At 67.5% G+C, this 23,380-nt stretch carries 18 protein-coding genes; 9 read left to right on the forward strand and 9 right to left on the reverse strand.

Annotation, left to right across the window (positions count from 1 at the left end; translation table 11 throughout):
• Window positions 1-134: 134 nt before the first annotated feature.
• Window positions 135-1,844, forward strand: a complete 1,710-nt coding sequence (locus tag EV657_RS18025; RefSeq protein WP_075787006.1) for a bifunctional sulfate adenylyltransferase/adenylylsulfate kinase — start codon at window positions 135-137, stop codon at window positions 1,842-1,844.
• Between the two features lie 752 nt (window positions 1,845-2,596).
• Here EV657_RS18025 and EV657_RS21675 read toward each other — a convergent pair.
• Entirely contained in the window at window positions 2,597-2,755 is a 159-nt protein-coding gene (locus EV657_RS21675) for a hypothetical protein (protein WP_166673733.1), read from the reverse strand.
• Window positions 2,756-2,956: 201 nt separating this feature from the next.
• Here EV657_RS21675 and EV657_RS18030 point away from each other — a divergent pair, with 201 nt between their 5' ends.
• Window positions 2,957-4,243, forward strand: coding sequence for an O-acetylhomoserine aminocarboxypropyltransferase/cysteine synthase family protein (locus EV657_RS18030; protein ID WP_134079206.1), 1,287 nt, complete (start codon window positions 2,957-2,959; stop codon window positions 4,241-4,243).
• A 45-nt stretch (window positions 4,244-4,288) separates the two neighbouring features.
• Here EV657_RS18030 and EV657_RS18035 read toward each other — a convergent pair whose 3' ends face one another.
• Window positions 4,289-4,975, reverse strand: a complete 687-nt coding sequence (locus tag EV657_RS18035) for an SIMPL domain-containing protein (RefSeq protein ID WP_134079208.1) — start codon at window positions 4,973-4,975, stop codon at window positions 4,289-4,291.
• 169 nt (window positions 4,976-5,144) lie between these two features.
• Here EV657_RS18035 and EV657_RS18040 point away from each other — a divergent pair, with 169 nt between their 5' ends.
• Window positions 5,145-7,889 carry a hypothetical protein gene (locus tag EV657_RS18040; RefSeq protein ID WP_134079209.1) on the forward strand — a complete coding sequence of 915 codons (2,745 nt, stop codon included), beginning with the start codon at window positions 5,145-5,147 and terminating at the stop codon, window positions 7,887-7,889.
• Between the two features lie 106 nt (window positions 7,890-7,995).
• Window positions 7,996-9,978 carry a cation:proton antiporter domain-containing protein gene (locus EV657_RS18045; RefSeq protein WP_113668144.1) on the forward strand — a complete coding sequence of 661 codons (1,983 nt, stop codon included), beginning with the start codon at window positions 7,996-7,998 and terminating at the stop codon, window positions 9,976-9,978.
• Window positions 9,979-10,388: 410 nt separating this feature from the next.
• On the opposite strand, the gene EV657_RS18055 is transcribed toward EV657_RS18045, so the two are convergent.
• Entirely contained in the window at window positions 10,389-11,414 is a 1,026-nt protein-coding gene (locus EV657_RS18055) for a ribose-phosphate pyrophosphokinase (protein ID WP_075787011.1), read from the reverse strand.
• 104 nt (window positions 11,415-11,518) lie between these two features.
• On the opposite strand from EV657_RS18055, the gene EV657_RS18060 reads away from it, so the two are divergent.
• Window positions 11,519-12,118, forward strand: coding sequence for a 2-hydroxychromene-2-carboxylate isomerase (locus EV657_RS18060; RefSeq protein WP_134079211.1), 600 nt, complete (start codon window positions 11,519-11,521; stop codon window positions 12,116-12,118).
• Window positions 12,119-12,151: 33 nt separating this feature from the next.
• Here EV657_RS18060 and EV657_RS18065 read toward each other — a convergent pair whose 3' ends face one another.
• The 6 genes from EV657_RS18065 to EV657_RS18090 form a co-directional block, all read right to left on the reverse strand.
• A complete protein-coding gene (locus EV657_RS18065) occupies window positions 12,152-13,207 on the reverse strand; it encodes a threonine aldolase family protein (protein WP_134079213.1) in 1,056 nt (351 codons plus the stop codon).
• A 5-nt stretch (window positions 13,208-13,212) separates the two neighbouring features.
• Entirely contained in the window at window positions 13,213-13,692 is a 480-nt protein-coding gene (locus tag EV657_RS18070) for a YcgN family cysteine cluster protein (RefSeq protein ID WP_256359710.1), read from the reverse strand.
• A 4-nt stretch (window positions 13,693-13,696) separates the two neighbouring features.
• Complete coding sequence (locus EV657_RS18075) at window positions 13,697-14,659, reverse strand: bifunctional riboflavin kinase/FAD synthetase (protein WP_134079214.1); 963 nt, start codon at window positions 14,657-14,659, stop codon at window positions 13,697-13,699.
• Window positions 14,660-14,690: 31 nt separating this feature from the next.
• Window positions 14,691-15,134: a MaoC family dehydratase gene (locus EV657_RS18080; protein ID WP_075787675.1), complete on the reverse strand. Its 444-nt coding sequence runs from the start codon at window positions 15,132-15,134 to the stop codon at window positions 14,691-14,693.
• A gap of 268 nt (window positions 15,135-15,402) precedes the next feature.
• Complete coding sequence (locus tag EV657_RS18085) at window positions 15,403-16,272, reverse strand: TIGR01459 family HAD-type hydrolase (protein WP_075787015.1); 870 nt, start codon at window positions 16,270-16,272, stop codon at window positions 15,403-15,405.
• Between the two features lie 62 nt (window positions 16,273-16,334).
• Complete coding sequence (locus EV657_RS18090) at window positions 16,335-17,255, reverse strand: manganese-dependent inorganic pyrophosphatase (RefSeq protein WP_134079216.1); 921 nt, start codon at window positions 17,253-17,255, stop codon at window positions 16,335-16,337.
• A 312-nt stretch (window positions 17,256-17,567) separates the two neighbouring features.
• On the opposite strand from EV657_RS18090, the gene EV657_RS18095 reads away from it, so the two are divergent.
• The 4 genes from EV657_RS18095 to EV657_RS18110 all read left to right on the forward strand — a co-directional run bounded on the left by EV657_RS18095 (window position 17,568) and on the right by EV657_RS18110 (window position 23,211).
• On the forward strand, window positions 17,568-17,855 hold the full coding sequence (locus tag EV657_RS18095; protein WP_075787017.1) for a co-chaperone GroES: 288 nt from the start codon (window positions 17,568-17,570) through the stop codon (window positions 17,853-17,855).
• A gap of 44 nt (window positions 17,856-17,899) precedes the next feature.
• Window positions 17,900-19,543 carry a chaperonin GroEL gene (groL, locus tag EV657_RS18100; RefSeq protein ID WP_075787018.1) on the forward strand — a complete coding sequence of 548 codons (1,644 nt, stop codon included), beginning with the start codon at window positions 17,900-17,902 and terminating at the stop codon, window positions 19,541-19,543.
• A gap of 157 nt (window positions 19,544-19,700) precedes the next feature.
• A complete protein-coding gene (locus EV657_RS18105; RefSeq protein ID WP_113668148.1) occupies window positions 19,701-20,171 on the forward strand; it encodes a GNAT family N-acetyltransferase in 471 nt (156 codons plus the stop codon).
• A 385-nt stretch (window positions 20,172-20,556) separates the two neighbouring features.
• On the forward strand, window positions 20,557-23,211 hold the full coding sequence (locus tag EV657_RS18110; protein WP_134079218.1) for a calcium-binding protein: 2,655 nt from the start codon (window positions 20,557-20,559) through the stop codon (window positions 23,209-23,211).
• Window positions 23,212-23,380: the final 169 nt, after the last annotated feature.

Below are 23,380 nucleotides of genomic sequence, written 5' to 3' on the forward strand. Positions count from 1 at the left end.
GCGGCGTGCCTGACCTTTTTGGGAGATTCCCGGGGCAATGGCTTGCAACGCGCGCGGGTTGCGGGATAAGCCGCACCCGACCCGGGCCACGGCCCGCCCTGCCGCGCATTCCGCATGATTCTCCAGGTCCAGTTATGTCGATTTCAAATCTCGCTCCGATCCCCGAACTTTATGTCTCGTATGAAAGCGCCCAGAAGCTGAAGGTCGAAGCGGGCGACCTGCCCAGCTGGGATCTGACGCCGCGCCAGATCTGCGATCTGGAACTTCTGATGAATGGCGGGTTCAACCCGCTGAAGGGCTTTCTCGATCAGGCCGATTACGACAGCGTGGTCGAACGGATGCGGCTCGAGGACGGCACGCTCTGGCCGATGCCGATCACGCTCGACGTCTCGACCGAGTTCGCCGACAAGATCGAGATCGGGCAGGACATAGCGCTGCGCGACCAGGAAGGCGTGATCCTCGGTACCATGACCGTGACCTCGCGCTGGGAACCCGACAAGCATCGCGAGGCCGAAAAGGTCTTCGGCGCCGACGATCTGGCGCATCCGGCGGTCTATTACCTGCACCATACCGCGGGCCGGATCTATCTGGGCGGCCCGGTCACCGGCATCCAGCCGCCCGTGCATTACGATTTCCGCGCCCGCCGCGACACCCCGAACGAGCTGCGCGCCTATTTCCGCAAGCTGGGCTGGCGCCGGATCGTGGCGTTCCAGACCCGGAACCCGCTGCACCGCGCCCACCAGGAACTGACCTTCCGCGCCGCCCGCGAGGCCCAGGCGAACCTGCTGATCCATCCGGTCGTCGGCATGACGAAACCCGGCGATGTCGATCACTTCACCCGGGTCCGCTGCTACGAGGCGGTGCTGGACAAGTACCCGCAGGCCACCACCACGATGAGCCTTCTGAACCTCGCGATGCGGATGGCCGGTCCGCGCGAGGCGGTCTGGCACGGGCTGATCCGCAAGAACCACGGCTGCACCCATTTCATCGTCGGCCGCGACCATGCCGGCCCGGGCAAGAACTCGGCCGGCGAGGATTTCTACGGCCCCTATGACGCGCAGGAGCTGTTCCGCCAGCACCAGGACGAGATCGGCATCGAGATGGTCGATTTCCGTCACATGGTCTATGTGCAGGAACGCGCCCAGTACGAACCCGCCGACGAGATCGAAGAGGGCGTGACCGTTCTCAACATCTCGGGCACGGAACTCCGCCGCCGTCTGGCCGAGGGGCTTGAGATCCCGGAATGGTTCTCCTTCCCCGAAGTGGTGTCCGAGCTGCGCAAGACCCGCCCCGCGCGGTCGAAACAGGGCTTTACCGTGTTCTTCACCGGGCTTTCGGGGTCCGGCAAGTCGACCATCGCCAACGCGGTGATGGTCAAGCTGATGGAGATGGGCGGCCGTCCGGTGACGCTTCTGGATGGCGACGTGGTGCGCAAGCACCTGTCCTCGGAACTGGGCTTCTCGAAGGAACATCGCGACATCAACATCCGCCGGATCGGCTATGTCGCCTCCGAGATCACCAAGAATGGCGGCATCGCCATCTGCGCGCCGATCGCGCCCTATTCGGCGACCCGGCGCGGGGTGCGCGAGATGATCGAGGCCTATGGCGCCTTCTGCGAGGTGCATGTGGCCACCCCGCTGGAGGAATGCGAGAAGCGCGACCGCAAGGGGCTCTACAAGCTCGCCCGCGAAGGCAAGATCAAGGAATTCACCGGTATCTCGGACCCTTACGAGGCGCCCGAGACGCCCGAGCTTCGGGTCGACACCACCGGGATCGACGTCGACAATTGCGCCCAGCAGGTGATCCTCAAGCTCGAACAGATGGGCCTGATCGCCGGTCGCTGAGGCCCGGCAGAACGCAAGACAGACGCGCCGCCCCGTCACGGGCGGCGCGTTTCCGTTTCGGCCCGCCCCGCCGCGCCCCATGCCGGCATCGCGCCGGGGGACGGCCTGACCGAGGCGAAGGCTGCCCGCGGTCAATATCGCCGTGCTGGGCCTGGCCGGGCCGCTGACTTGCAAAGCCCTGCTGTTCGCGGCCCCGTTGCGCACCGCGGATCCGGGCTTTGCCGGGCGGCCGTTCGTGGCAGAACCGCCCCCCGGCCCGCTTGGGCCGAGGATCCGAGGATTGCTCCCCCCCTCTTCAGGCCTGCGTCTTCGGCACCGCCTGTCCGCAAGGCGACACGATCGAGGCGTTGCCGGCGCTGCCCGAAGGCGAGCCGACCCTCTTCGCCAAGAGCGCCCCGCTGGTCAGGAGCGTGCGCTTGTCGCTGACCAACGATGTCGCGCGGCCCTCGCCATCGCAGTAGCGCAAGGGGATCTGGCCGGTGCCCTCGCTTTACGGCCCAGGCTCCCAAGCGATCTGGCGAACGCTTCATGCGCGCTGCGGGCGCGACTTCGGCCGTTCGCTCGGCATTGACCGGCCTGTCGATCACTTGCGGCGCTCTCTCTGTTTCAAAACGGGCCGGTTCTTCGCCGCCTGCACGATCTGGTCTTCCAGCCGCTCGCCCCCCGGCGCAATCAGGTCGCCTTGCCGTCGGCGGTCCATGCCGAGGACGGCGGGCGGCCCGGGTCCCGGCGGAACGGGCTCGACGGCGATGTCACCTGGTGTTGGCAGCCGCGGCCCCCATTTCCCTGCGCGGCAAAGCGACCCGGCCATGGCGGCGCTGGCGCTGCAGGGAATCCGAGGACGGCGCGCCGGTCGCGCCGCAGGCGTGCTGGGTCCGGCCGAGCGCGACCTGAGCGAGCGGCTTCGGCATCCTGGCGCGTCGTGAGGACAGCGCCGGGGTATTTGGGCCAGGAAGAAGGACGGGGGTGCGCGCGGGCAAGGCCCGCGGGAAGGGCGTTCGCCGGGCACGGATACGCGCGGGACGGGTGTTCTTTTCAGGCGGCTCGTGTTGCCCGGTGCAAGGCGATGGCCTAATGCTTCGAAAAACCGGGAACAGGGGAGTTCCGATCCGATGAGCCAAGAACGTCCGTACGGGTTCGACACGTTGCAGATCCATGCCGGGGCCAAGCCCGACCCGGCCACCGGCGCACGCCAGGTGCCGATCTATCAGACCACCTCCTATGTCTTTCGCGATGCCGCGCATGCGGCGGCGCTGTTCGGGCTGAAGGAGGTGGGCTTCATCTATTCGCGGCTGACCAACCCCACGGTGCAGGTTCTGGCCGAACGGGTGGCAGCGCTGGAAGGCGGCGCGGGCGCGGTCTGCTGTTCTTCGGGCCATGCGGCGCAGATCATGGCGCTTTTCCCGCTGATGGGGCCGGGGCGGAACGTGGTCGCGTCGACCCGGCTTTACGGCGGAACGGTCACCCAGTTCAGCCAGACCATCAAGCGGTTCGGCTGGTCGGCGAAATTCGTCGATTTCGACGATCTCGACGCGGTCAAGGCCGCCATCGACGACGACACCCGTGCGGTTTTCTGCGAGTCGGTCGCCAATCCGGGCGGCTATGTCACCGATCTTGACGCCGTGGCCAAGGTTGCCGACGCGGCCGGGGTTCCGCTGATCGTCGACAATACCTCGGCCACGCCCTATCTCTGCCGCCCGATCGAACATGGCGCGACACTGGTCGTGCATTCGGCCACCAAGTATCTGACCGGCAACGGTACCGTGACCGGCGGCGTGGTGGTCGATTCCGGCAAGTTCGACTGGTCGGCCAGCGACAAGTTCCCGTCGCTCTCCCAGCCCGAGCCCGCCTATCACGGCCTGAAATTCCACGAAACCTTCGGCCCCGCGGCCTTCACCTTCCATTCGATCGCCATCGGTCTGCGCGATCTGGGGATGACGATGAACCCGCAGGGCGCGCATTACACGCTGATGGGCATCGAGACCCTCAGCCTGCGGATGGAGCGGCACTGCGCCAACGCGGTCAAGGTCGCGGGCTGGCTGGAAAACCATCCCAAGGTGGCCCGCGTCACCTATGCCGGGCTGCCGTCCTCGCCCTATGCCCAGCGTGCGAAACGGATCTGTCCCAAGGGCACCGGCGGGCTGTTCACCTTCGCGCTGAAGGACGGCTATGACGCCTGCGTCAGGTTCGTCGATTCGGTGCGGCTGTTCAGCCATGTGGCGAACCTGGGCGATACCCGGTCGCTGGTGATCCATTCGGCCTCGACCACCCACGCGCAGCTGACCGAAGAGCAGCAGATCGCCGCAGGCGCCAATCCCGATGTGGTGCGCGTCTCGATCGGGATCGAGGATGCCGACGACCTGATCGCCGATCTCGACCAGGCGCTGGCGCAGATCTGACGAATGGGCCGCATCCCCACGGGGGCGCGGCCTTGTTGCATGGGCCTATTCGGCGTCGGTCAGCTCGAAGACCATGGTGACAGTGGCATCCAGCTCCAGTTCGCCCGCGGCCATCGGCATCGACTCGCCCAGCGCCCGCGCCGCCATCTTCATCGGCACCGGCGCCTCGGCGCCCTCCTCGCTCAGCGAAACCAGCGGGCCGAGCCCCTGCCCCGAGGCCTCGGCGAACAGCCGGGCCTTGCGCATCGCCTCGGCCACCGCGGCGCGGCGAGCCTCATCGAGAACCGGGCCGGGCTCCTGCAACCCGAAGCTGAGGCTGTCGAGCGTGTTGGCGCCCTGGCCGATCACCGTGTCGAGCAGCGGCCCGAGCCCGTCCAGCGCCCGCACCCGCACGGTGACGCCGTTCGAGGCGCTGTAGCCGGTAATCTTGCGGTCGGACCCGCTGGAATAGTCGGTCCAGACCGGCGAAAGGCTGAGCCCCGAGGTCTGGATGTCGCGGTCTTCAAGCCCGGCCGCGCGCAGTCCGGACAGCACGTCGGTCAGATCGGCCGACACCCGGTCCATCGCCTCGGACGCGGTGCGGGCCTCATGGCTCACGCCCAGCCGGATCGTCGCCATATCGGGCGCTGCGGTGGCGGTGCCGGTGCCGGTCACGCGCAGTTCGGGCGCGGCAGCAGAGGCCACCGGGACCGCCAGCACCGCGACCAGCAGGGCAAGGGGGGCAAGACGCATGAAAACTCTCCTTGTTCTTTCGGTCGTCCTTAGGTGGCGCTTGGCCGGACTGCGGCAAGTCGCAGGCGGTCACGCTGTGCCGTCCCCCCTTCTGCCAGTCGGCGGTTTCCTGCTATAGTCCGCGGGATCGAGCTATGGACCCGGGGCATAACCGGTGTAGAGAGCCGCAATGAAACCAGATTTCGCGCTGACGCTCTCCGAGGACGGGATCGGACTTCAGCACCGGGCCAAGGGCGGCTGGCGGTCGCTTGGCGAAGTGTCCCTGCACGACCCGGGGCTGGCCGAGACGCTGCGGCTGCTGCGCGCCACGGCCGGAAACCTTGCCGACGGGCGGCCGCTGGTCAAGCTGGTGCTGCCCGACAGTCAGGTGCTGTACACGACGCTTGCTCTGGAGGGCGACAGCCGCGCCGAGAAGCGCGCGAGCCTGCTACGCGGGCTGGACGGGCTGACCCCCTATGCGGTGACCGACCTGATCTTCGACTGGCAGGAGACGGCAGGCAGCGCGCGGCTGGCCGTGGTCGCGCGCGAGACCCTGGCCGAGGCCGAGGCCTTTGCCCGGGCGCATCAGTTCGACCCGGTCTGTTTCGTCGCCCGACCGCCCGCCTCGAAATTCGAGGGCGAGGCCTTCTTCGGGCCGACCGCCGCAGCCGCCTCGCTGCTGGCCGGGGGCGAGCGCGCCGAACCCGAACGCGCGCCCCAGAAGGCTCCGAAGGCCGAGACCGCGCCGCGCCGCAAGGCGCCCCCGCCCGTCGAAGCAGAAAAGCCCGCAAGGGCGCCCCAGTCGGCGATAGTCCCGACGGCTCTCGCCGCCGCCCCCGCGCGGACCGAAGCCGCGGCGGCCGCGATTGGGCCCGACCTCCCAGCAGCGGCCGAAACAGCCGAGCGCCCCCCAGCCCCCAAGTCGCCAAACGCGGCACCCGCGTCGCCGCCGGTCCCGGCCGCACCGGTCCATGCCGATGTCCGGCTCCCCGCGCCGGACCGGCGCCCGGCACCCGGGATCACGGCCCCGGCAGTAGCGCCTCCCGCCGCTGCAAGCCCCATTGTCACGGCCCCCGCACAACGTCCGGAATCCCCGGCGCCCGCGTTTCGGCCCCCCCCCCAAAGGCGCGTTGCGGCGCCGGGCGCAGCGGCACCTCGGCCGGTCAGCGGGCTTGACCTGCGCGCGGCCGAGCGCCCGTCCACCGGGCCGGAGCTGGGACAGATGCTCAAGCTGGGCGGCGCCGGGCTGGCGCTGGTGGCGACGCTGGGCCTCGGCGCTTTGTTCCTGACCCGTGGCGAGAATGCGCCGCCCTCCACGCCCGAACTGTCGCCCGTCTCCGAGACCCTGCCGACCGGACCCGACGGCGGCAGGGCGGCATCGCAGGCGCCGGATGGTACCGGTCCCGATATCGGTGCGGACGAGGATGACAGCTTCTCGCCGGACGACGGGCTCGAGCCCGTCCCGGAAGGCCTGCGCGATACCGATGCGGGCGCGGCCCCTTCCCCCGACACGGCCGGAACAGCCGATGAAGCCACCGCTGCGCCCGCCGCCCCACCCGAGGCGCCGCCGCCGACCGAGTCGCTGGTTCCGGCGCCGCTGACGGCCGCCGAGGCGCTCGAGGCCTATGCCAGCACCGGGATCTGGCAGCGCGCGCCCGATCCGTTGGGCGCCCCCTCGCAGGACCGGATCGAGGATCTTTTCGTCGCCGGGATCGACCCGGCGCCCCGCCCGCCCGAAGCCGAAGACCTGCCCGATCCGCAGATCGCGCGGGCGGTCGATCAGGCGCTGCCGATGCAATCCGACCCGCCGGGACCCGACCAGACCTTCGAACTGGACGAGCGCGGACTTGTCGAGGCGACGCCCGAAGGCGCGCTGACCCCCGAAGGCGTCACCGTGCATGCCGGGGCGCCCGTCGTGGTGCCGCCCGCCCGTCCCGACGGGCTGGTGCCGGATCCCGAACCGGTCGCGGTGCCCGCGCCCGGCGATACCGCCGCAGGCGCCGAGATCACCACCGAAGGGGTGCCGGTCTATGACGCGCGCCCCGAGGTCACGCCGCCTGGCCGTCCCGCCGACGCAGCGCCCGAGACCGGTCCCGATACGGCTCCCGACACCCCGGCCCCGGACGCCGCCGCCCCAGGGGAGGCGCTCTCGGATCAGGCGTCCGAGGCCGACCGCGACGCCGCCATCCCCCAGACCGCCGAGACGGCACCCGAGGTCGAGATCGCCGTTTCTGCCGGGTCCCCGACGCCGCGCCCGCCAGCGCGCCCGGGCACAGATGCTGCCCCGGCGGCCGCGCCGCCCGCGGAGGCGACGCCTTCCGTGATTCCGGCCGATCCGGCGGCGGCCGCGCGGCTGGCCGGACGGCTTCCCCGCGCCCGTCCAGAGACGCTTCTGGCCCGGACAGAGCCCCCCGCAGAGGCAGAGGCGCCGGGCCTTCATCCGCGTGCCCGGCCCGGCGATCTGGCGCCGGTCCCGGATGCGCCCTCGCTCGACACCGATGCCGCTGTCACCGCCGCGCTCGAGGATCTTGCCGATGGCGAAGGCGAGGCCGAGGCCTCGGCCGACCTGCCGGAGAACGCGCTGGTCGCCTCGTTGCGTCCGGCCTCGCGGCCGTCGGATTTCGAAGAGCGCGCCGTTGCCGCGGCGCCCGCCGTCCCGGCGGCGGCCGCTGTCGCCCCTTCGGTACCCACCACCGCCTCGGTCGCCAAGCAGGCCACCCTGCCCGACGCGATCAACCTGCGCGATCTGAACCTGATCGGCGTCTTCGGCTCGTCGGCCGACCGCCGCGCCCTGCTGCGGCTGCCGTCCGGCCGATTCGTCAAGGTCAAGGTCGGCGACAGCATCGACGGCGGACAGGTCGCCGCCATCGGCGAAACCCAGCTGCGCTATGTCAAGCACGGCCGCAACATCGTGCTGGACCTGCCGGGCGGCTGATCCACGCGATTTCCGCGATCCCTGGGGCAAACCCCGCTTGGGGGATGCACACCTGCCCCCTATGCTTTGACGACATCGCCCTTCTGACGCCCGGACCCCTCCAGAAATGGATAGTTTCCTGCTTCCCGCCCTGATCTGCCTCGCCGCGGCGGTGATCGCCGTGCCCCTTGCCGCGCGGCTGGGGCTGGGATCGGTGTTGGGCTATCTCGCGGCCGGCATCGCCATCGGCCCGGCGCTGGCACTGGTCGGGGCCCAGGTCGAGGATATCCGCCATGTCGCGGAATTCGGCGTGGTGCTGATGCTGTTCCTGATCGGACTCGAGCTGGAACCGAAGGTGCTTTGGCGGATGCGCACCCGGCTGGTCGGGCTGGGCGGCCTGCAGGTCACGCTGACGACGCTGGCGATCATGGCCGCGGCCATCCCGGCGCTGGGGCTCGGCTGGGAACAGGCGCTGGCAGTGGGGCTGGTCTTTGCGCTGTCCTCGACTGCCATCGTGCTGCAGACCCTGAGCGAAAAGGGGCTGATGCCGACCAATGGCGGGCGGGCGAGCTTTTCGGTGCTGCTGGCCCAGGACATCGCGGTGATCCCGATGCTGGTCGCGCTGCCGCTGCTGGTGGCCGCGCCCAAGGCCCGGATCGCCCCCGACGGGTCGGTCGTGCGCCCCGCACTGGAGGCCGCCCAGCCGCCCCATGGCGCCGAGCACCTGTCGCTGGTGGCCGGGCTGCCGGGCTGGGGCGTGGCTCTGGTGACGCTGGGCGCGGTCGCGGTGGTGATCCTGGCCGGGCATTACCTGATCCGGCCGGTCTTCCGTTTCGTCAGCATGGCGCATCTGCGCGAGATGTACACGGCGCTCGCGCTGCTGCTGGTGATCGGCATCGCGGTCCTGATGGGGATGGTCGGTCTTTCGCCCGCGCTTGGCACCTTCCTTGCGGGCGTGGTGCTGGCCGATTCCGAGTTCCGCCACGATCTTGAAGGCAATATCGAGCCGTTCAAGGGTCTGCTGCTGGGGCTGTTCTTCATCACCGTCGGCGCGGGCATCGACTTTCAGGTGCTGCTGGCCGACCCGCTGGGAATATTCGGGCTGGCGCTGGGCGTGATGGTGATCAAGGGGCTGGTGCTGGCCGCATTGGGCCGGCTTTTCCGGCTGAAGGGGCGGGATCGCTGGCTCTTTACCCTCGGTCTGGCCCAGGCCGGCGAATTCGGCTTCGTGATCCTCGGGCTCGCCGTCCAGCAGGACGTGCTGTCCGAACGCCTGACCCAGACGCTTTTGCTGGTGATCGCGCTGACGATGCTGATGACCCCGCTCTTTTTCTTCGTCTACGAGATGGTGTCGCGGCGGCTTGCGGTGGCCGGGATCGGCCCCGACCATGCCCCCGACGAAATCGACGAACGCAACCCGATCCTGATCGCCGGGATCGGCCGGTTCGGGCAGGTGGTCCAGCGCATGCTGCAGATGTCGGGCTTTCGCGCGACCATGCTCGACGACGATCTGGCCACCATCAACCTGATGCGCAAGTTCGGCATCAAGGGCTTCTTCGGCAACCCGACCCGCCCCGAGACGCTGATGGCGGCCGGGCTGGGCACCGCGCAGGTCTTCGTGGTGGCGCTGGACGATCCGGCGGCGACGACGCGGGTGGTGATCTTCGCCCGGCGGGTGCGGCCCGATCTGACGATCATCGCGCGTGCCCGCGACCGGGCCCATGCCTACGAGCTGTACCGCGCCGGGGCCGACAAGATCGTGCGCGAACTCTTCGACAGTTCGCTGCGGGTCGCGCGCTATTCGCTGGAGGCGATGGGGCTCAGCACGACCGAGGCGCGCGAGCGTGAAAGCGCCTATTACGACTTCGACCGGCGGATGGTGCGGGAACTGGCCGATCTGTGGCAGCCCGGCGTGTCCGCCGAAAAGAACGAGGGCTACCTGCGCCGCGCCCGCGAGCTGAACGGCGAGCTTGACACCGCCCTGCTGTCACGAACGGCCCATCGCCGCGCCACCGACCCGGCCACCCAGCGTCCGGCCCGAGGGGAAACGCAGGCAGACAGCTCGATCGCCCCGGCCGACGCACCCGAGGATGTCGCCGACCGGGCCTGAACGCCCGGCCAGTCCGGGGACCGACGCTCAGGTGACGGACCGGTGCGTCGTGATCGAGGTCGGGCGGTCATGGCCCGGATGGGCGCCGATTGCCGACCGCCCGGAACCCGATGCCGGCGAAGAGGCGGTGGTTTTCGGTCAGTTCGACCCGGGTCTGCAATTCCCGACGGGGCGGACCCAGTGCCCGGAGGCGTGTCCCGGCCAGACCAACCCGCCGACGGGCATGGCCCTCGCCCGACGCGCAGTTCGCAGCGATAGAGGCCAGGCCGGACCTTTGCACCGAGCTTGCCGGAGCGATGCGCCCGTCCATATCGGCAAAGCTCCGGCAGATAAGATGCCGCGCGCCGACCAGCGCCGGATCGTCCGCCGCCAGCCGTCGTCGGGGCGCCTTGGCCCTCTGGCCCGTCGGATCAGACCCGCCGCGGCGCGTAGAGCCCCTCGTAGATCGGCGCAAGCGTCTCGTGTTCGAAGAGCGAGGACACGCTGGTGCCCTGCCAGATGTTCATGATCGCCTGGGCGAACAGCGGCGCGGTCGGCACGATACGGATATTCGGCGTCGCAAGGATGGCATCGGTCGGCTGGATGGAATCCGTCACCACCACCGATTTCAGCTGCGAATTGCGGATCCGCTCGACCGCGGGGCCGGACAGTACGCCATGGGTGATATAGGCATGCACTTCCTTGGCGCCCGCCTCGATCAGCTTGTCGGCGGCCTTGCAGAGCGTTCCGGCGGTGTCGCAGATGTCGTCGACGATGAAGCAGATCTGGCCCTCGACATCGCCGATCACGGTCATCTCGGCCACCTCGCCCGGACGCACCCGGCGCTTGTCGACGATGGCCAGCCCCGACCCGATCCGTTGCGCCAGCTCGCGGGCGCGGGTCACGCCACCCACGTCGGGCGAAACCACGGTGATCTGCGGGGCGAGACCGTTGAATTCATGCGCGATGTCCAGCGCGAAGATCGGCGAGGCATAGAGGTTGTCGACCGGGATGTCGAAAAAGCCCTGAATCTGGGCCGCATGCAGATCCATGGTCAGCACCCGCTCGATGCCGGATTCGGTCAGCAGGTTCGCGACCAGCTTGGCGCTGATCGGGGTGCGGGCCTTGGTGCGGCGGTCCTGGCGGGCATAGCCGAAATAGGGGATCACGGCGGTGATCCGCGCGGCCGAGGACCGGCGCAGCGCGTCGGCCATGATCATCAGCTCCATCAGGTTGTCATTCGCCGGGTTCGAGGTCGGCTGGATCACGAACATGTCCTCTCCGCGGACATTCTCGTAGACCTCGACGAAGATCTCCTGATCGTTGAAGCGCTCGACCCGGGCATCGACCAGATCGACATTGATGCCCCGATGCATCGACATCCGCCGGGCGATGGCAGAGGCAAGCGGACGGTTGGCATTGCCCGAAATCAGTTTCGGTTCGTGGATATTGTGCATGGGGATGTCTCCGGCGGCGGCCGATTCGCGCGTGTAACGATACGTTGACAGCGCTTAGCACCGAGGTACGGTCTTGAAAACCTTGAGAGGGAGGGGGCGTCAGGATGGCCCATATCGACTATTACTTCACGGTGATCTCGCCCTACGCGTATCTGGCCGGCACCCGGCTGGAAGGGATCGCCGCCCGCCACGGCGCGACCATCACCTACAAACCCGTTGATCTGATGGCGCTTTTGGCCCGCACGGGCGGCACGCCCCTGCCCCAGCGGTCCGAGGCACGCAAAGCCTACAGGTTGCAGGAGCTGCGCCGCCAGGCCGCCAAGGCCGGGCTGCCGCTGACCCTGACCCCGGCGCATTTTCCGACCAACCCGGCGCCCGCCGCCTATGCGATCATCGCCGCACAGGCCGCGGGCGGCGGCGATCTGGGCGGGCTTGTGCACAGCCTGACCCGCGCCTGCTGGGCCGAAGAGCGCGATCTGGCCGAAGATGCGGTCATCCGCGACTGTCTGGGCGCCGCCGGATTCGACCCGGCGCTGGCCGACCGGGGGCTGCTGGCAGGGGCCGAAACCTATGCCGCCAATCTGGAAGAGGCGACCGCCAGGGGCGTCTTCGGGGCGCCCTTCTACATCACCGATGGCGACGAACGGTTCTGGGGTCAGGACCGGCTTGACGATCTCGACCTGCACCTGTCCGGAAAGCTCTAGATCCGGACCCGACCAAGGACCGGGGCGCGCGGCTCAGTCGCCCCGGACGATGGCCAGAAGCGCGTCGACCTCTTCGTCGGTCGTGCACCAGGAACAGACCAGCCGCGCCGCAAGCGGCACGTCGCCGGGGCCCTCCAGCGACTGGTCCATCGGCCAGAGGTAATATTGCGCCCCGACCGCCTGGGCGCGGCGATGCGCCTCGCGCGGGAAGGCGGCAAAGACGGCATTGGCCTCGGTCGGGTGCAGCAACTCGGCCCGGTCGAGCGCGGCAAGCCCCTGCGACAGCCGCGCCGCCGCGTCATTGGCCCGCGCCGCAAGCTTCAGCCAGAGCCCGTCCTTCAGATAGGCGGCCATCTGCGCCGACAGATAGCGGTGCTTCGAGAAGAGATGCGCGCCCCGTTTGCGGCGCAACTCGAACTCCCAGGCATGGGCCGGATCGAACAGCACCACCGCCTCGACCCCCATACAGCCGTTCTTGGTGCCGCCGAAGGACAGCACGTCGATCCCGGCCTTCCAGGTGATCTCGGCGGGCGTGGCACCGGTCGTGACCAGCGCATTGGCAAAGCGCGCCCCGTCCATGTGCACCGGCAGGTCGTAGTCGGCGGCGACGGCCGACAGCGCCGACACCTCGGCGGCGGTATAGACCGTCCCGTGTTCGGTCGCGTTGGTGATCGAGACCGCGCCGCGCTGGACGTTATGCACCCCGCCGCGGGCGGCGAAGGCGATGGCCTCGCGCAGCGCCTCGGGGGTCAGCTTGGCATCGGCGCCCTCGACCAGGGTCAGCTTGGCGCCGCCGGTATAGAATTCCGGCGCGCCGCATTCGTCTTCCTCGATATGGGCGTTGCGGTGGCAGAAGACGGTGGCCCAGGGCGGGCAGATCACCGACAGCGCCAGCGCATTGGCGGCGGTGCCGGTCGCGACCAGATAGACCTCGGCCTCGGGCGCCTCGAAGGTCTCGCGGATCGCCGTGCGAACCTCGGCCATGATCGCATCGCCGCCATAGGGCATGGCATAGCCGTGATTGGCGGCAATCAGCGCGTCCAGGATCTGCGGCGGCACGGGCGAGGTGTTGTCCGAGGCAAAATGCATGGCTGTCACAGCTCCTCTTCGATGACGTGATCTTCCCAGTCCTCAAGCGGAACATCGAATTCGGGAATGGTCCAGCCCTGAACCGACATCCCGGCTTCGTGCACGCTGCCGGGATCGCCCGAAACCAGCGGATGCCAGTCGGCCAGCCCGCGGCCCTCCCAGAGCCGCCGATAGGCACAGCTCAGGGGCATCCAGTAGGCGACCTCGCCCAGTGTCTTCGGCGACAGCACCACGCATTCGGGCACGATGCTCTTGCGGATCGGGTAATTCGCGCAGCGGCAGGTAGTGTCATCCAGCAGCCGGCAGGCGATCCGGGTAAAGACGACCTCGCCGGTATCGGCATCCTCGAGCTTGTTCAGACAGCATTTGCCGCAGCCGTCGCACAGCGCCTCCCATTCGGCGGGGGTCATGTCCTTCAGGGCCACCCGGTCCCAGAACTGCGGGCGCAGCGTGTCGGGGGCGGGCTTGCGAGGCGGGCGCGCCACCGTCTCAGTCCCGCGCGAAGGGAAGCGGCAGGTCGCCGGTCAGGATCGCCCGGGCCTGCCTGCAATCGGCATCGATCTGCGCGACCAGCGCCTCGAGCCCGTCGAACTTCGCCTCGTCGCGCAGGAACTCGACCAGGGCGACGGACAGGTGGGTCCCGTAAAGATCGCCCTCGAAATCGAACAGGTAGCTTTCGCAATTCGGGACATTCTCGCCGAACATCGGGCGGATGCCGATCGAGGCGGCGCCGTCATAGGTGCCCTGATGCGGCCCCGACAGCACGTCGACCCTGACCGCATAGACCCCGAACCGCGGCCGGTGCAGCCCCTGGATCGACATGTTGGCGGTCGGAAAGCCCAGATCGCGGCCGCGCGCGTCGCCATGCAGCACCTCGCCCTCGATCCGGTGCCAATGGCCCAGCATCGCGGCGGCATCGCGCGGGCGGCCCTCGGTCAGGGCGTGGCGGATCGAGGTCGAGGACACCTCGCCCACATGGTTCGACAAGAGCGGCACGGCGGTGACGCCAAAGCCCATCTCGGCCCCGAACCGGGCCAGGTCCCCGACGGTTCCGGCGCGGCCCTTGCCAAAGCAGAAATCCTCTCCGACGACGACATGCGACAGCCCCAGACCGTCGACGATGACCTGCCGCGCGAAAGCCTCGGGCGAAAGCCCGGCCAGCCGCGCGTCGAACGGCAGTTCGTAAAGGTGATCGACCCCCAGCTTGGCCAGCCGGTTGGCGCGGGCCTCGGCATTCATCAGCCGGAAGGGCGCCGCATCGGGCGCGAAGAATTCGCGCGGATGCGGCTCGAAGGTCAGGATGCCCAGCGGCGCGCCGCGGCGCGCGGCCTCGGTCCGCGCCCCCTCGATCACCACCCGGTGGCCAAGATGAACGCCGTCGAAATTGCCGATAGCGGCCGCGGCGCCGCGGTCGCCCGTCGCGTTACCGGTCCAGGAGGCAAAGGTCTGCATGGCCCCCGATTGCACCGGGGGCCGGGCCGCGTCAATCGAATTTCTTGCTGGGTGCCAGCACCACGGCCTCGCCCTTCAAAACCGGCTTTCCGTCCACGATGCAGCGGCAATCCATGGTCACGCGGCGCCGCGAATGGTCGATGCCGGTGACCTCGACCTCGGCCAGCACCATGTCGCCGGGACGCACGGGGGCGAGGAATTTCAGACTCTGGCCCAGATAGATCGTGCCATGGCCCGGAAGCTGTTCGCCGATCACCGCCGAGATCAGGCTGGCGGTCAGCATGCCATGGGCGATCCGGCCTTCGAAGATCGTCTCCATCGCGTAATCGTCGTCCAGATGCACCGGGTTGCAGTCGGTCGAGACCTCGGCAAACAGTTCGATGTCGCGGTCGGTCACCTGCTTGCGCAGATGGCGGCACATGCCGATCTCGATATCCTCGATGCAAATCGTTCCGCGTGGCATGTTGTCGAGCATTCCCGGCCCCCGGTGGATCATGTTGCGCTGCAGCATAACGAAGATGCGCCCATGCTGCAATGCGGGAGGGTAATTTTTCGTTACGTTTCGCTGTTCGATAGCAACTTTCTTGCGCCGCCGATTTCACCTCCGTCCGCCCGAACCGGGCTGCCCACACCGCCGATGCTGAGCCGGAACGCGCGGCAAGGCAAGGGAAATGGAAAGGGCCGCAAACACTTGCGCCCCGGACAGAGCCGGGGCGCAGAGGCAGGACAGGATCGACCTTGGGTCAGCGCAGGAAGCCGATGGCGTAGGTCGGGCTGGCCATGTGCTGTTTCAGAAAGGCCTCAAGCCGCTCGGGATCCGGCTGGTGCCGGGTCGCGGTCTCGGCCGCGGCGAGCCCGCCCGAGATGAAGAGCGAATCGAGATCTTCGCCGATGGCCCCCGCAATGTCGGTGCGGATGCCGTCGCCGATGCACAGGATGTCGGCATCGGCCACATCGGCGAATTCCGCCAGCCGCTGGCGGGCCAGATCGTAGATCGGCGGCTGGGGCTTGCCGAAATAAAGGCTCTCGCCGCCCATTCTGGTGTAAAGCTCGGCGATGGCGCCTGCGCACCATTCGCGGGTCTCGCCCCGGTCGACCACCACATCGGGGTTGGCGCAGAGCAGCTTGAGCCCCTTCTGCTTGGCGTAAAGCAGTTGCGGGCGCAGCTCGTCAGGGTCGGCATGCGAATCGAACGGGCCGGTGCAGACGATGCCCTCGGCCTCTTCCAGCGGGACCCGCTCGATCTCGACGGGATCGCGGACGATGCCGATCGGGTCGAAGAAGGTCAGGTCGAAGTCGATGCCGATGTAATAGATCCGCTTGCCGACGATACCGCGAAACATCGCGGCGCGGGCGCTGTCGCCCGACGTGGCGATGGTGTCCCAGCTGTCGCGGGCGACGCCGATCTCCTCCAGCTGCCCCTCGACCGCCTTGCGGTGGCGCGGCGCATTGGTGATCAGCACCACCTTGCCGCCCTTGCTGCGATAGCGCTGCAGCGCCGCGACAGCCTCGGGGAAGGGCTCGCGCCCGTTATGCACGCAGCCCCAGAGGTCGACGAACAGGGCCTTGTAGCGGGACGAGACCTCGTCGAGGCTCTCGATGATCGGGGTCATGGGCGGGCATCCTTGCACAAAAGGGCGCCGGATGCGGCGCCCCCGGGAGGTCGTGTCGGGGTTCAGAGTTGCAGGTTCGGGATGATCTGCTTCTTGCGGCTGACGATGCCCGGCAGCACCACGGTGTCGCCCGAGACCTTGGCAGCAAAGCTCTTCTCGGCCACCGCCTTGACCAGATCGTTCGGCACCAGAAGCGTCGCTTCCTGCTTGAGGATGTCGACGACAAACAGCAGCACCTGATCGGCGCCGTCCTCTTCGGCCACGCCGGTCATCGCCTGCATAAGGCTGTCCTTGCGGTCGAGCACGGTCTTGGGCGAGGTGGTTTCCAGCACCGAGACGCGGAATTTCTTGCCGGCGATCTCGTATTCCTTCGAATCCATCCGCAGCAGTTCGGCATCCGAGAAGGCCGAGACATCGGATTTGGCCGCGAACATCTCGGCGGCATAGTCGGGAATCGAAACGCCAAGTTCAGCGGCCAGTTTCTCGGCCACGGCCTTGTCGACCGGCGTGGTGGTGGGCGAGCGGAATTCCAGCGTGTCGCTGAGAATGCAGGACAGCATCGCGCCCTTGATGTTGTCGGGCATCTTCGCCGCGTCCTCGCCCATCAGGTCGTACATGATGGTGGCGGTGCAGGCGACCGGGCGCACGGTGATCTCGATCGGCGAGCGGGTCTTCAACCCGCCCTGCAGCAGGTGGTGGTCGATGATCGCGATCACATTCGCCTCGTTGATCCTCGAGGGCAGCTCGGCGACGTTGTTGGTATCGACCACGACGACATTCTCGCCCGGGGCAACATCGGCGATGATCTCGGGCTGCTCGAAGCCCCAGCGGGTCAGGACGAACTTGGCTTCGGTATTGGGGTCGCCCAGAAGCTTGGCCTCGGCCGCCTTGCCCTTGATCTCGGAAAGGTACCAGGCCCAGATCAGCGGCGAGCCGGTGGAATCGGTGTCGGGGGCCTTGTGGCCGAGAACCTTGATCGTCATGTGATACGCCCAATTTGCAGGTGTCTGAAGTCGGCGCCCTTATAGAAGGGGCGGTGCCGCTTGTCACCCGGTGCCTGCACGCTCTTTCTGCACCGCGGCATTCCCGGAGCGCCGTCGCGACGCCCGCCTCCGAGGTCGGCCACCGAAGCCGGCCGCCGGACCGTATCCACGCCCTGGCCGCCACGCGGGCAAAGATTTTCCGGGATCGTGGCGCTTGACAGCCTGTCGCGGCTTTCCTATCTCCGGCTTCGTTAGCACTCATCGGGTGCGAGTGACAAAACCTCGGCACCCAGAACCAAGGAGCGTTCGAACATGGCATTCAAACCTTTGCACGACCGGGTTCTCGTTCGCCGCGTCGAAAGCGATGAGAAGACCAAGGGCGGCCTGATCATCCCCGACAGCGCCAAGGAAAAACCGGCCGAAGGCGAAGTGATCGCCTGTGGCGAAGGCGCCCGCAAGGATTCGGGCGAACTGATCGAGATGGGCGTCAAGGCTGGCGACCGCATCCTCTTCGGCAAATGGTCGGGCACCGAAGTCACGATCGACGGCGAAGAACTGCTGATCATGAAGGAAAGCGATATCCTCGGCATCATCGCCTGAGCGGATCGCCCCTAGAAACCAACAGATAGTCAGGAGCAAGCGACATGGCTGCCAAGGACGTCAAGTTCAACACCGACGCTCGCAACCGCATGCTGAAAGGCGTGAACATCCTCGCCGATGCGGTCAAGGTCACCCTGGGCCCGAAAGGCCGCAACGTGGTGATCGACAAATCCTTCGGGGCGCCCCGGATCACCAAGGACGGCGTCACCGTCGCCAAGGAAATCGAACTGGAAGACAAGTTCGAGAACATGGGCGCGCAAATGGTGAAAGAAGTCGCCTCGCGTACCAATGACGAGGCCGGCGACGGCACCACCACCGCCACCGTTCTGGCCCAGGCGATCGTGCGCGAAGGCATGAAATCGGTTGCCGCCGGCATGAACCCGATGGACCTGAAGCGTGGCATCGACATGGCCACCGCCAAGGTCGTCGAAGCGATCAAGGCCGCCTCGCGTCCGGTCAACGATTCCGACGAAGTTGCCCAGGTCGGCACCATCTCGGCCAACGGCGAAGCCAATATCGGCCGCTTCATCGCCGACGCGATGCAGAAGGTCGGCAATGACGGCGTCATCACCGTCGAAGAAAACAAGGGCATGGACACCGAAGTCGAAGTCGTCGAAGGCATGCAGTTCGACCGCGGCTACCTTTCGCCCTACTTCGTGACCAACGCCGACAAGATGACCGCGGAACTCGAAGACTGCTTCATCCTGCTGCACGAGAAGAAACTTTCGTCGCTGCAGCCGATGGTGCCCCTGCTCGAGGCCGTGATCCAGTCGCAAAAACCCCTGCTGATCGTGGCCGAAGACGTCGAAGGCGAAGCGCTGGCGACCCTCGTGGTCAACAAGCTGCGCGGCGGCCTGAAAATCGCGGCCGTCAAGGCGCCGGGCTTCGGTGATCGCCGCAAGGCCATGCTGCAGGACATCGCGATCCTGACCGGCGGCCAGGTGATCTCGGAAGACCTGGGCATGAAGCTTGAAAACGTGACGCTCGACATGCTGGGTCAGGCCAAGAAGATCCTGATCAAGAAGGACGACACCACGATCATCGACGGCCATGGCGACAAGGCCGAGATCGAAGCCCGCGTGGCCCAGATCCGTCAGCAGATCGAGGAAACCTCGTCCGACTACGACCGCGAGAAGCTGCAGGAGCGTGTCGCGAAGCTGGCCGGTGGCGTTGCCGTCATCCGCGTCGGCGGCATGACCGAAATCGAAGTCAAAGAGCGCAAGGACCGCGTCGATGACGCCCTGAACGCGACCCGTGCGGCCGTGCAGGAAGGCATCGTGGTCGGCGGCGGCGTTGCCCTGGTGCAGGCTGCCAAGGTGCTCGACGATCTCGAAGGCTCCAACGAAGACCAGCACGCCGGTATCGCCATCGTGCGCAAGGCCCTCGAAGCGCCGCTGCGTCAGATCGCCGAAAACGCCGGTGTCGACGGCGCCGTGGTCGCGGGCAAGATCCGCGAAAGCGACGACAACCACTTCGGCTTCAACGCCCAGACCGAAGAATATGGCGACATGTTCAAGTTCGGCGTGATCGACCCGGCCAAGGTGACCCGGACCGCTCTGGAAGATGCGGCCTCGATCGCCGGCCTGCTGATCACCACCGAGGCGATGGTTGCCGACAAGCCCGAACCGAAGGGCGCGTCCGCCGGCGGCGGCATGCCCGACATGGGCGGCATGGGCGGCATGATGTAAGCCGACCGGCCCTGTCAGGTCACCGGAAAGGGGCTGCCATGCGCGGCCCCTTTTCTCCGTTTCTGCCACGGCCCCCGACGGGCCTGTTTCGCCTGCGTCAAGATGCGCGGCCGGTCTGGCACTGTCCGCCGGGCCGGAATTTGCTAGGTTCGCCCCCATGACCATTCGCCCCGCCACCGCCTCCGATTACGGCCCAATCGCCCGGCTGCTCGAGGCCGCTTTCGCCCGTCCCGACGAGGCGCGGCTGGTCGAGGCGTTGCGCCTGGGCAAGGCCATGGCCCGGGAATGGGTTCTGGCCAATGACAAGGAAGAGATCCGCGCCTATCTGGCCCTGGTTCACATGGTCGAACCCAGGGGCTGGTACGCGCTCGCCCCGGTCGCGGTGGCGCCGGGATCGCAGGGCCTGGGCCTTGGCGGGCGGCTGATCCATGCTGCGCTCGACGTGGTCGAGGGGCCGGTGGTGGTGGTGGGCGACCCGGCCTATTACACGCGCTTCGGCTTTTCCGTGGGCCGGGCCGCAAACCTTGTCTCGCCCTATCCGCTGGAGGTGACCGCGCTTTACGAGCGCGCCCCGGCCGACAGCCCGCCGCTGGCGCGGCTGGTCTATGCCGCCCCCTTCGGTGCCTGACGCGCCCGTCCCCATCCGCACCCGTTCCGCCTGCGTCAGATCGCCCGTCGCCCACCGCCCTGTCGGCCGCACAGCCTGCCCCGGCGACCACGCAGCCCCGGGCATCGTCCTGACCTCAAGAGGAATTTCCGCCGCCGCCCGAGGCGCCGGTTCCGTTCACATTCATTAACGCCCGAAAGCCCCGGATTTCAAAAACGTTTCCCTCCCATTGCAGGTTGACTCGCAATGCGCGGGCGCGCTTAATTAAGTTTAATCAAGATTGTATTGTTTTTACGAGTCGTCCGTCCGCGTCCAGCCTGTCCTCGGTCCGATCCCCGGGGGAGCGCGTCTTTTAATGGGCACATTCCTTTATTTTCAAGAATTTCACTGACATGGGGGCCTTCCGATGTTTACCACTGGCGACGACACCGCAACCATCGTTCCCTCCGGCAGCGACCAGAGCTTCGATGCGCTGGGCGGCATCGACACCGTGACCATCGACGCCTCGGCGCTCAGCTTCGGCCTGAGCGGCTCCTTCACGGCAGGAGGCTGGTCCGCGACCTACAATTCCGTCCATCTCGACATCGACAATGTCGAGAGGATGATGGTGATCGGCGGGTCCGGCGACGACTTTCTTTCCGGCGGAGATGACAACGACACCCTGCTGGGCGGGGCGGGCAACGACTATCTTTGGGGCGGCGATGGCGCCGACCTGATCGACGGCGGGGCTGGCGATGACGAAGTCTGGGCCGGAACCGGTGACGTGGTCACCGGCGGCGCGGGAACCGATACGCTGATCCTCAATCTCGGCGTGTCCGGCGCCCAGAGCATCGACCTGACCACCGGGGCCGGAACCGGCGTGACCTGGAGCGGCTTCGAGCGCGTCGATCTTTACCTCTCTGGGGTGGATCGCGACGTTCATGCAGGGTTCGCGCTTGGCGAAATGGACGGCCAGGGCATGGTCCATGTCGATTATTCCGGAACCGACATGACCGGCCGCGGCGCCGCGTCGATCAACTTCAGCGACGGCGAGATTTCCGTCGCGCTGGATGACGGCAGCGTCGCGGATACCACGATTTACGGCTTTCGCAAGGTCGAAGTCATCGGCTCTTCGGGCAACGATTCCATATTCCTCGGAGATGTCGATGGAGGCACGGTCGATGGCGGTGCCGGAAACGACAGGATCTGGGGCGGGTACGAGCACTCGGTCCTTTACGGCGGAGATGGAGACGACGAAATCACCGGCTATTCCGACTACGACATCATGCATGGCGGCGCCGGGAATGACAGCATCTACGGCTATCTCTACTCGGACTCGGAACTCTGGGGCGACGACGGCGACGACTATCTAGACTCGGGCGATAGCGACGGCGAGCTTCACGGCGGAGCGGGGAACGATACGCTGATCGGGGGCGAAGGCAGCCCGCTGCTCGATGGCGGCGACGGCGATGACTATATCCTGACCATGCTGGGGCAGGATGACATCGATGGTGGCGCCGGATACGACTACCTGAGAATCAACGCCCCCTATTACGGCATCGACTACGATCTCGACATCAGCCAGAACGGCGGGATCAGAGGCATCGAATTCGCCAAAATCACGCTGGCCGACGGCGACGATACCATCCGCATCGGCATCGCCTCGGCCCAGATCGCCAGAACCGGAGGCACCGATCACCTGATCCTCGACTACTCCGAGGCCGACGAAACGGGCCGCACCGCGACCGCGGTCTCGTTCGACCTTGCGGCCGATCTCAGCACGGCCACGCTGAGCGACGGGTCCTCGATCTCCTGCGACCTCAAACAGGATCTCTTCACCGTCATCGGCACCGGCGGCAGCGATCTGATCGACGCCAGCATCGCCGCCCTAGGCTGCACCCTTTCGGGGAACGCCGGAGCCGATACGATCTTCGGCGGCGACGGCAATGACGATATCTCTGGCGGCGGCGCGAATGACACGCTGTCGGGCGGCGCGGGGAACGACCTGATCGACGGCGGCTCGGGCAACGACCTGATCTACGGTGGCAGCGGCAACGACACGCTGACCGGCGGCGCATGGGATGATGTGCTGAACGGCGAGGCGGGCGACGACACCTTCCTCTATGCAGCCGGGTCGAACGGCTATGACATGATCGACGGCGGCAGCGGGACGGCAGACCGCATCCTTGCCCTGGCGGACAACGTCACCATCGGGCTTTCCGGGCTGACCGGCGTCGAGATCGTCGATGCCGGCGGCCATACCGGCGTGCGGCTGCTGGGCTCGGCCGCCGGCAACCTCATCGACCTTTCGGCCAGCACCCTGATCGGCATCGGCACCATCGACGGCGGATCGGGCAGCGACACCATCCTGGGAACGGCGGGGGCCGATACCATTATCGGCGGCAAGGGGGCCGACAGTCTGGAGGGCGGCGCGGGCGACGACATCTTCCAGGTGGCGGCTGGTGCCGGGACCGACATCTTCCGCGGCGGCAGCGGCCAGGACACGATCCTGGCGATCGCGAATTCGGTGGCGATGACGGTCACCGGCGAGACGCTGACCGACATCGAGACGATCTCGTCGGGCGGCCATACCGGCTTTACGCTGGTGGGGCTGAACGGCGCCGATGTCATGGATTTTTCCTCCGTCGCGCTAAGCGGCGTGGCCCGGATCGACGGCAAGGGCGGCAACGACACCATCACCGGTTCGGCCGGGGCCGATCTGATCGAGGGCGGCGCGGGTGCCGACATCTTGACCGGGATGGCCGGGGCGGACGTGTTCGACTTCAATAACGCAAGCCACAGCCGGGGCTCGTCCGTCGACGTGATCGCCGATTTCCAGAGCGGCGAGGACCTGATCGACCTCTCGGGCGTCGATGCCGATAGCGGTCTGGCAGGCGACCAGAGCTTCGCCTTGATCGGGGCGGCAGCCTTCAGCGGAACGGCGGGCGAGTTGCGGGTCGATACCGTCTCGCTGCCCGGAACGACGGTGATCCTCGGGGATATCAGCGGCAACGGGCAGGTCGATCTGGAAATCCGTCTCGACGGGCTGCATCTGCTGACCGAGGCCGACTTCCTGCTATAGCCGGGGCCGCGCGGGAGGGGGCAAATACCCTCCCGGCCGCGAGACCGCGACGGCCGCCTGTCCGGCGGACAGAGAATCTGCGCCCCGCCGCGCGGTCCGGACGGGCCGGGATCGGCCCCTACCGCAGGTTGTCTTAGAGCGGTTGCACATCTTGCCTGCTCTGTGGCGT

This window comes from Rhodovulum visakhapatnamense, assembly GCF_004365965.1.
Taxonomy (GTDB): Bacteria; Pseudomonadota; Alphaproteobacteria; order Rhodobacterales; family Rhodobacteraceae; genus Rhodovulum; species Rhodovulum visakhapatnamense.

Coding starts and splice junctions, on each gene's coding strand:
- EV657_RS18025 (WP_075787006.1), top strand. CDS start 135: ATGTCGATTTCAAATCTCGCTCCGATCCCCGAACTTTATGTCTCGTAT.
- EV657_RS21675 (WP_166673733.1), bottom strand. CDS start 2,755: ATGCCGAAGCCGCTCGCTCAGGTCGCGCTCGGCCGGACCCAGCACGCC.
- EV657_RS18030 (WP_134079206.1), top strand. CDS start 2,957: ATGAGCCAAGAACGTCCGTACGGGTTCGACACGTTGCAGATCCATGCC.
- EV657_RS18035 (WP_134079208.1), bottom strand. CDS start 4,975: ATGCGTCTTGCCCCCCTTGCCCTGCTGGTCGCGGTGCTGGCGGTCCCG.
- EV657_RS18040 (WP_134079209.1), top strand. CDS start 5,145: ATGAAACCAGATTTCGCGCTGACGCTCTCCGAGGACGGGATCGGACTT.
- EV657_RS18045 (WP_113668144.1), top strand. CDS start 7,996: ATGGATAGTTTCCTGCTTCCCGCCCTGATCTGCCTCGCCGCGGCGGTG.
- EV657_RS18055 (WP_075787011.1), bottom strand. CDS start 11,414: ATGCACAATATCCACGAACCGAAACTGATTTCGGGCAATGCCAACCGT.
- EV657_RS18060 (WP_134079211.1), top strand. CDS start 11,519: ATGGCCCATATCGACTATTACTTCACGGTGATCTCGCCCTACGCGTAT.
- EV657_RS18065 (WP_134079213.1), bottom strand. CDS start 13,207: ATGCATTTTGCCTCGGACAACACCTCGCCCGTGCCGCCGCAGATCCTG.
- EV657_RS18075 (WP_134079214.1), bottom strand. CDS start 14,659: ATGCAGACCTTTGCCTCCTGGACCGGTAACGCGACGGGCGACCGCGGC.
- EV657_RS18080 (WP_075787675.1), bottom strand. CDS start 15,134: ATGCTCGACAACATGCCACGCGGAACGATTTGCATCGAGGATATCGAG.
- EV657_RS18085 (WP_075787015.1), bottom strand. CDS start 16,272: ATGACCCCGATCATCGAGAGCCTCGACGAGGTCTCGTCCCGCTACAAG.
- EV657_RS18090 (WP_134079216.1), bottom strand. CDS start 17,255: ATGACGATCAAGGTTCTCGGCCACAAGGCCCCCGACACCGATTCCACC.
- EV657_RS18095 (WP_075787017.1), top strand. CDS start 17,568: ATGGCATTCAAACCTTTGCACGACCGGGTTCTCGTTCGCCGCGTCGAA.
- groL (WP_075787018.1), top strand. CDS start 17,900: ATGGCTGCCAAGGACGTCAAGTTCAACACCGACGCTCGCAACCGCATG.
- EV657_RS18105 (WP_113668148.1), top strand. CDS start 19,701: ATGACCATTCGCCCCGCCACCGCCTCCGATTACGGCCCAATCGCCCGG.
- EV657_RS18110 (WP_134079218.1), top strand. CDS start 20,557: ATGTTTACCACTGGCGACGACACCGCAACCATCGTTCCCTCCGGCAGC.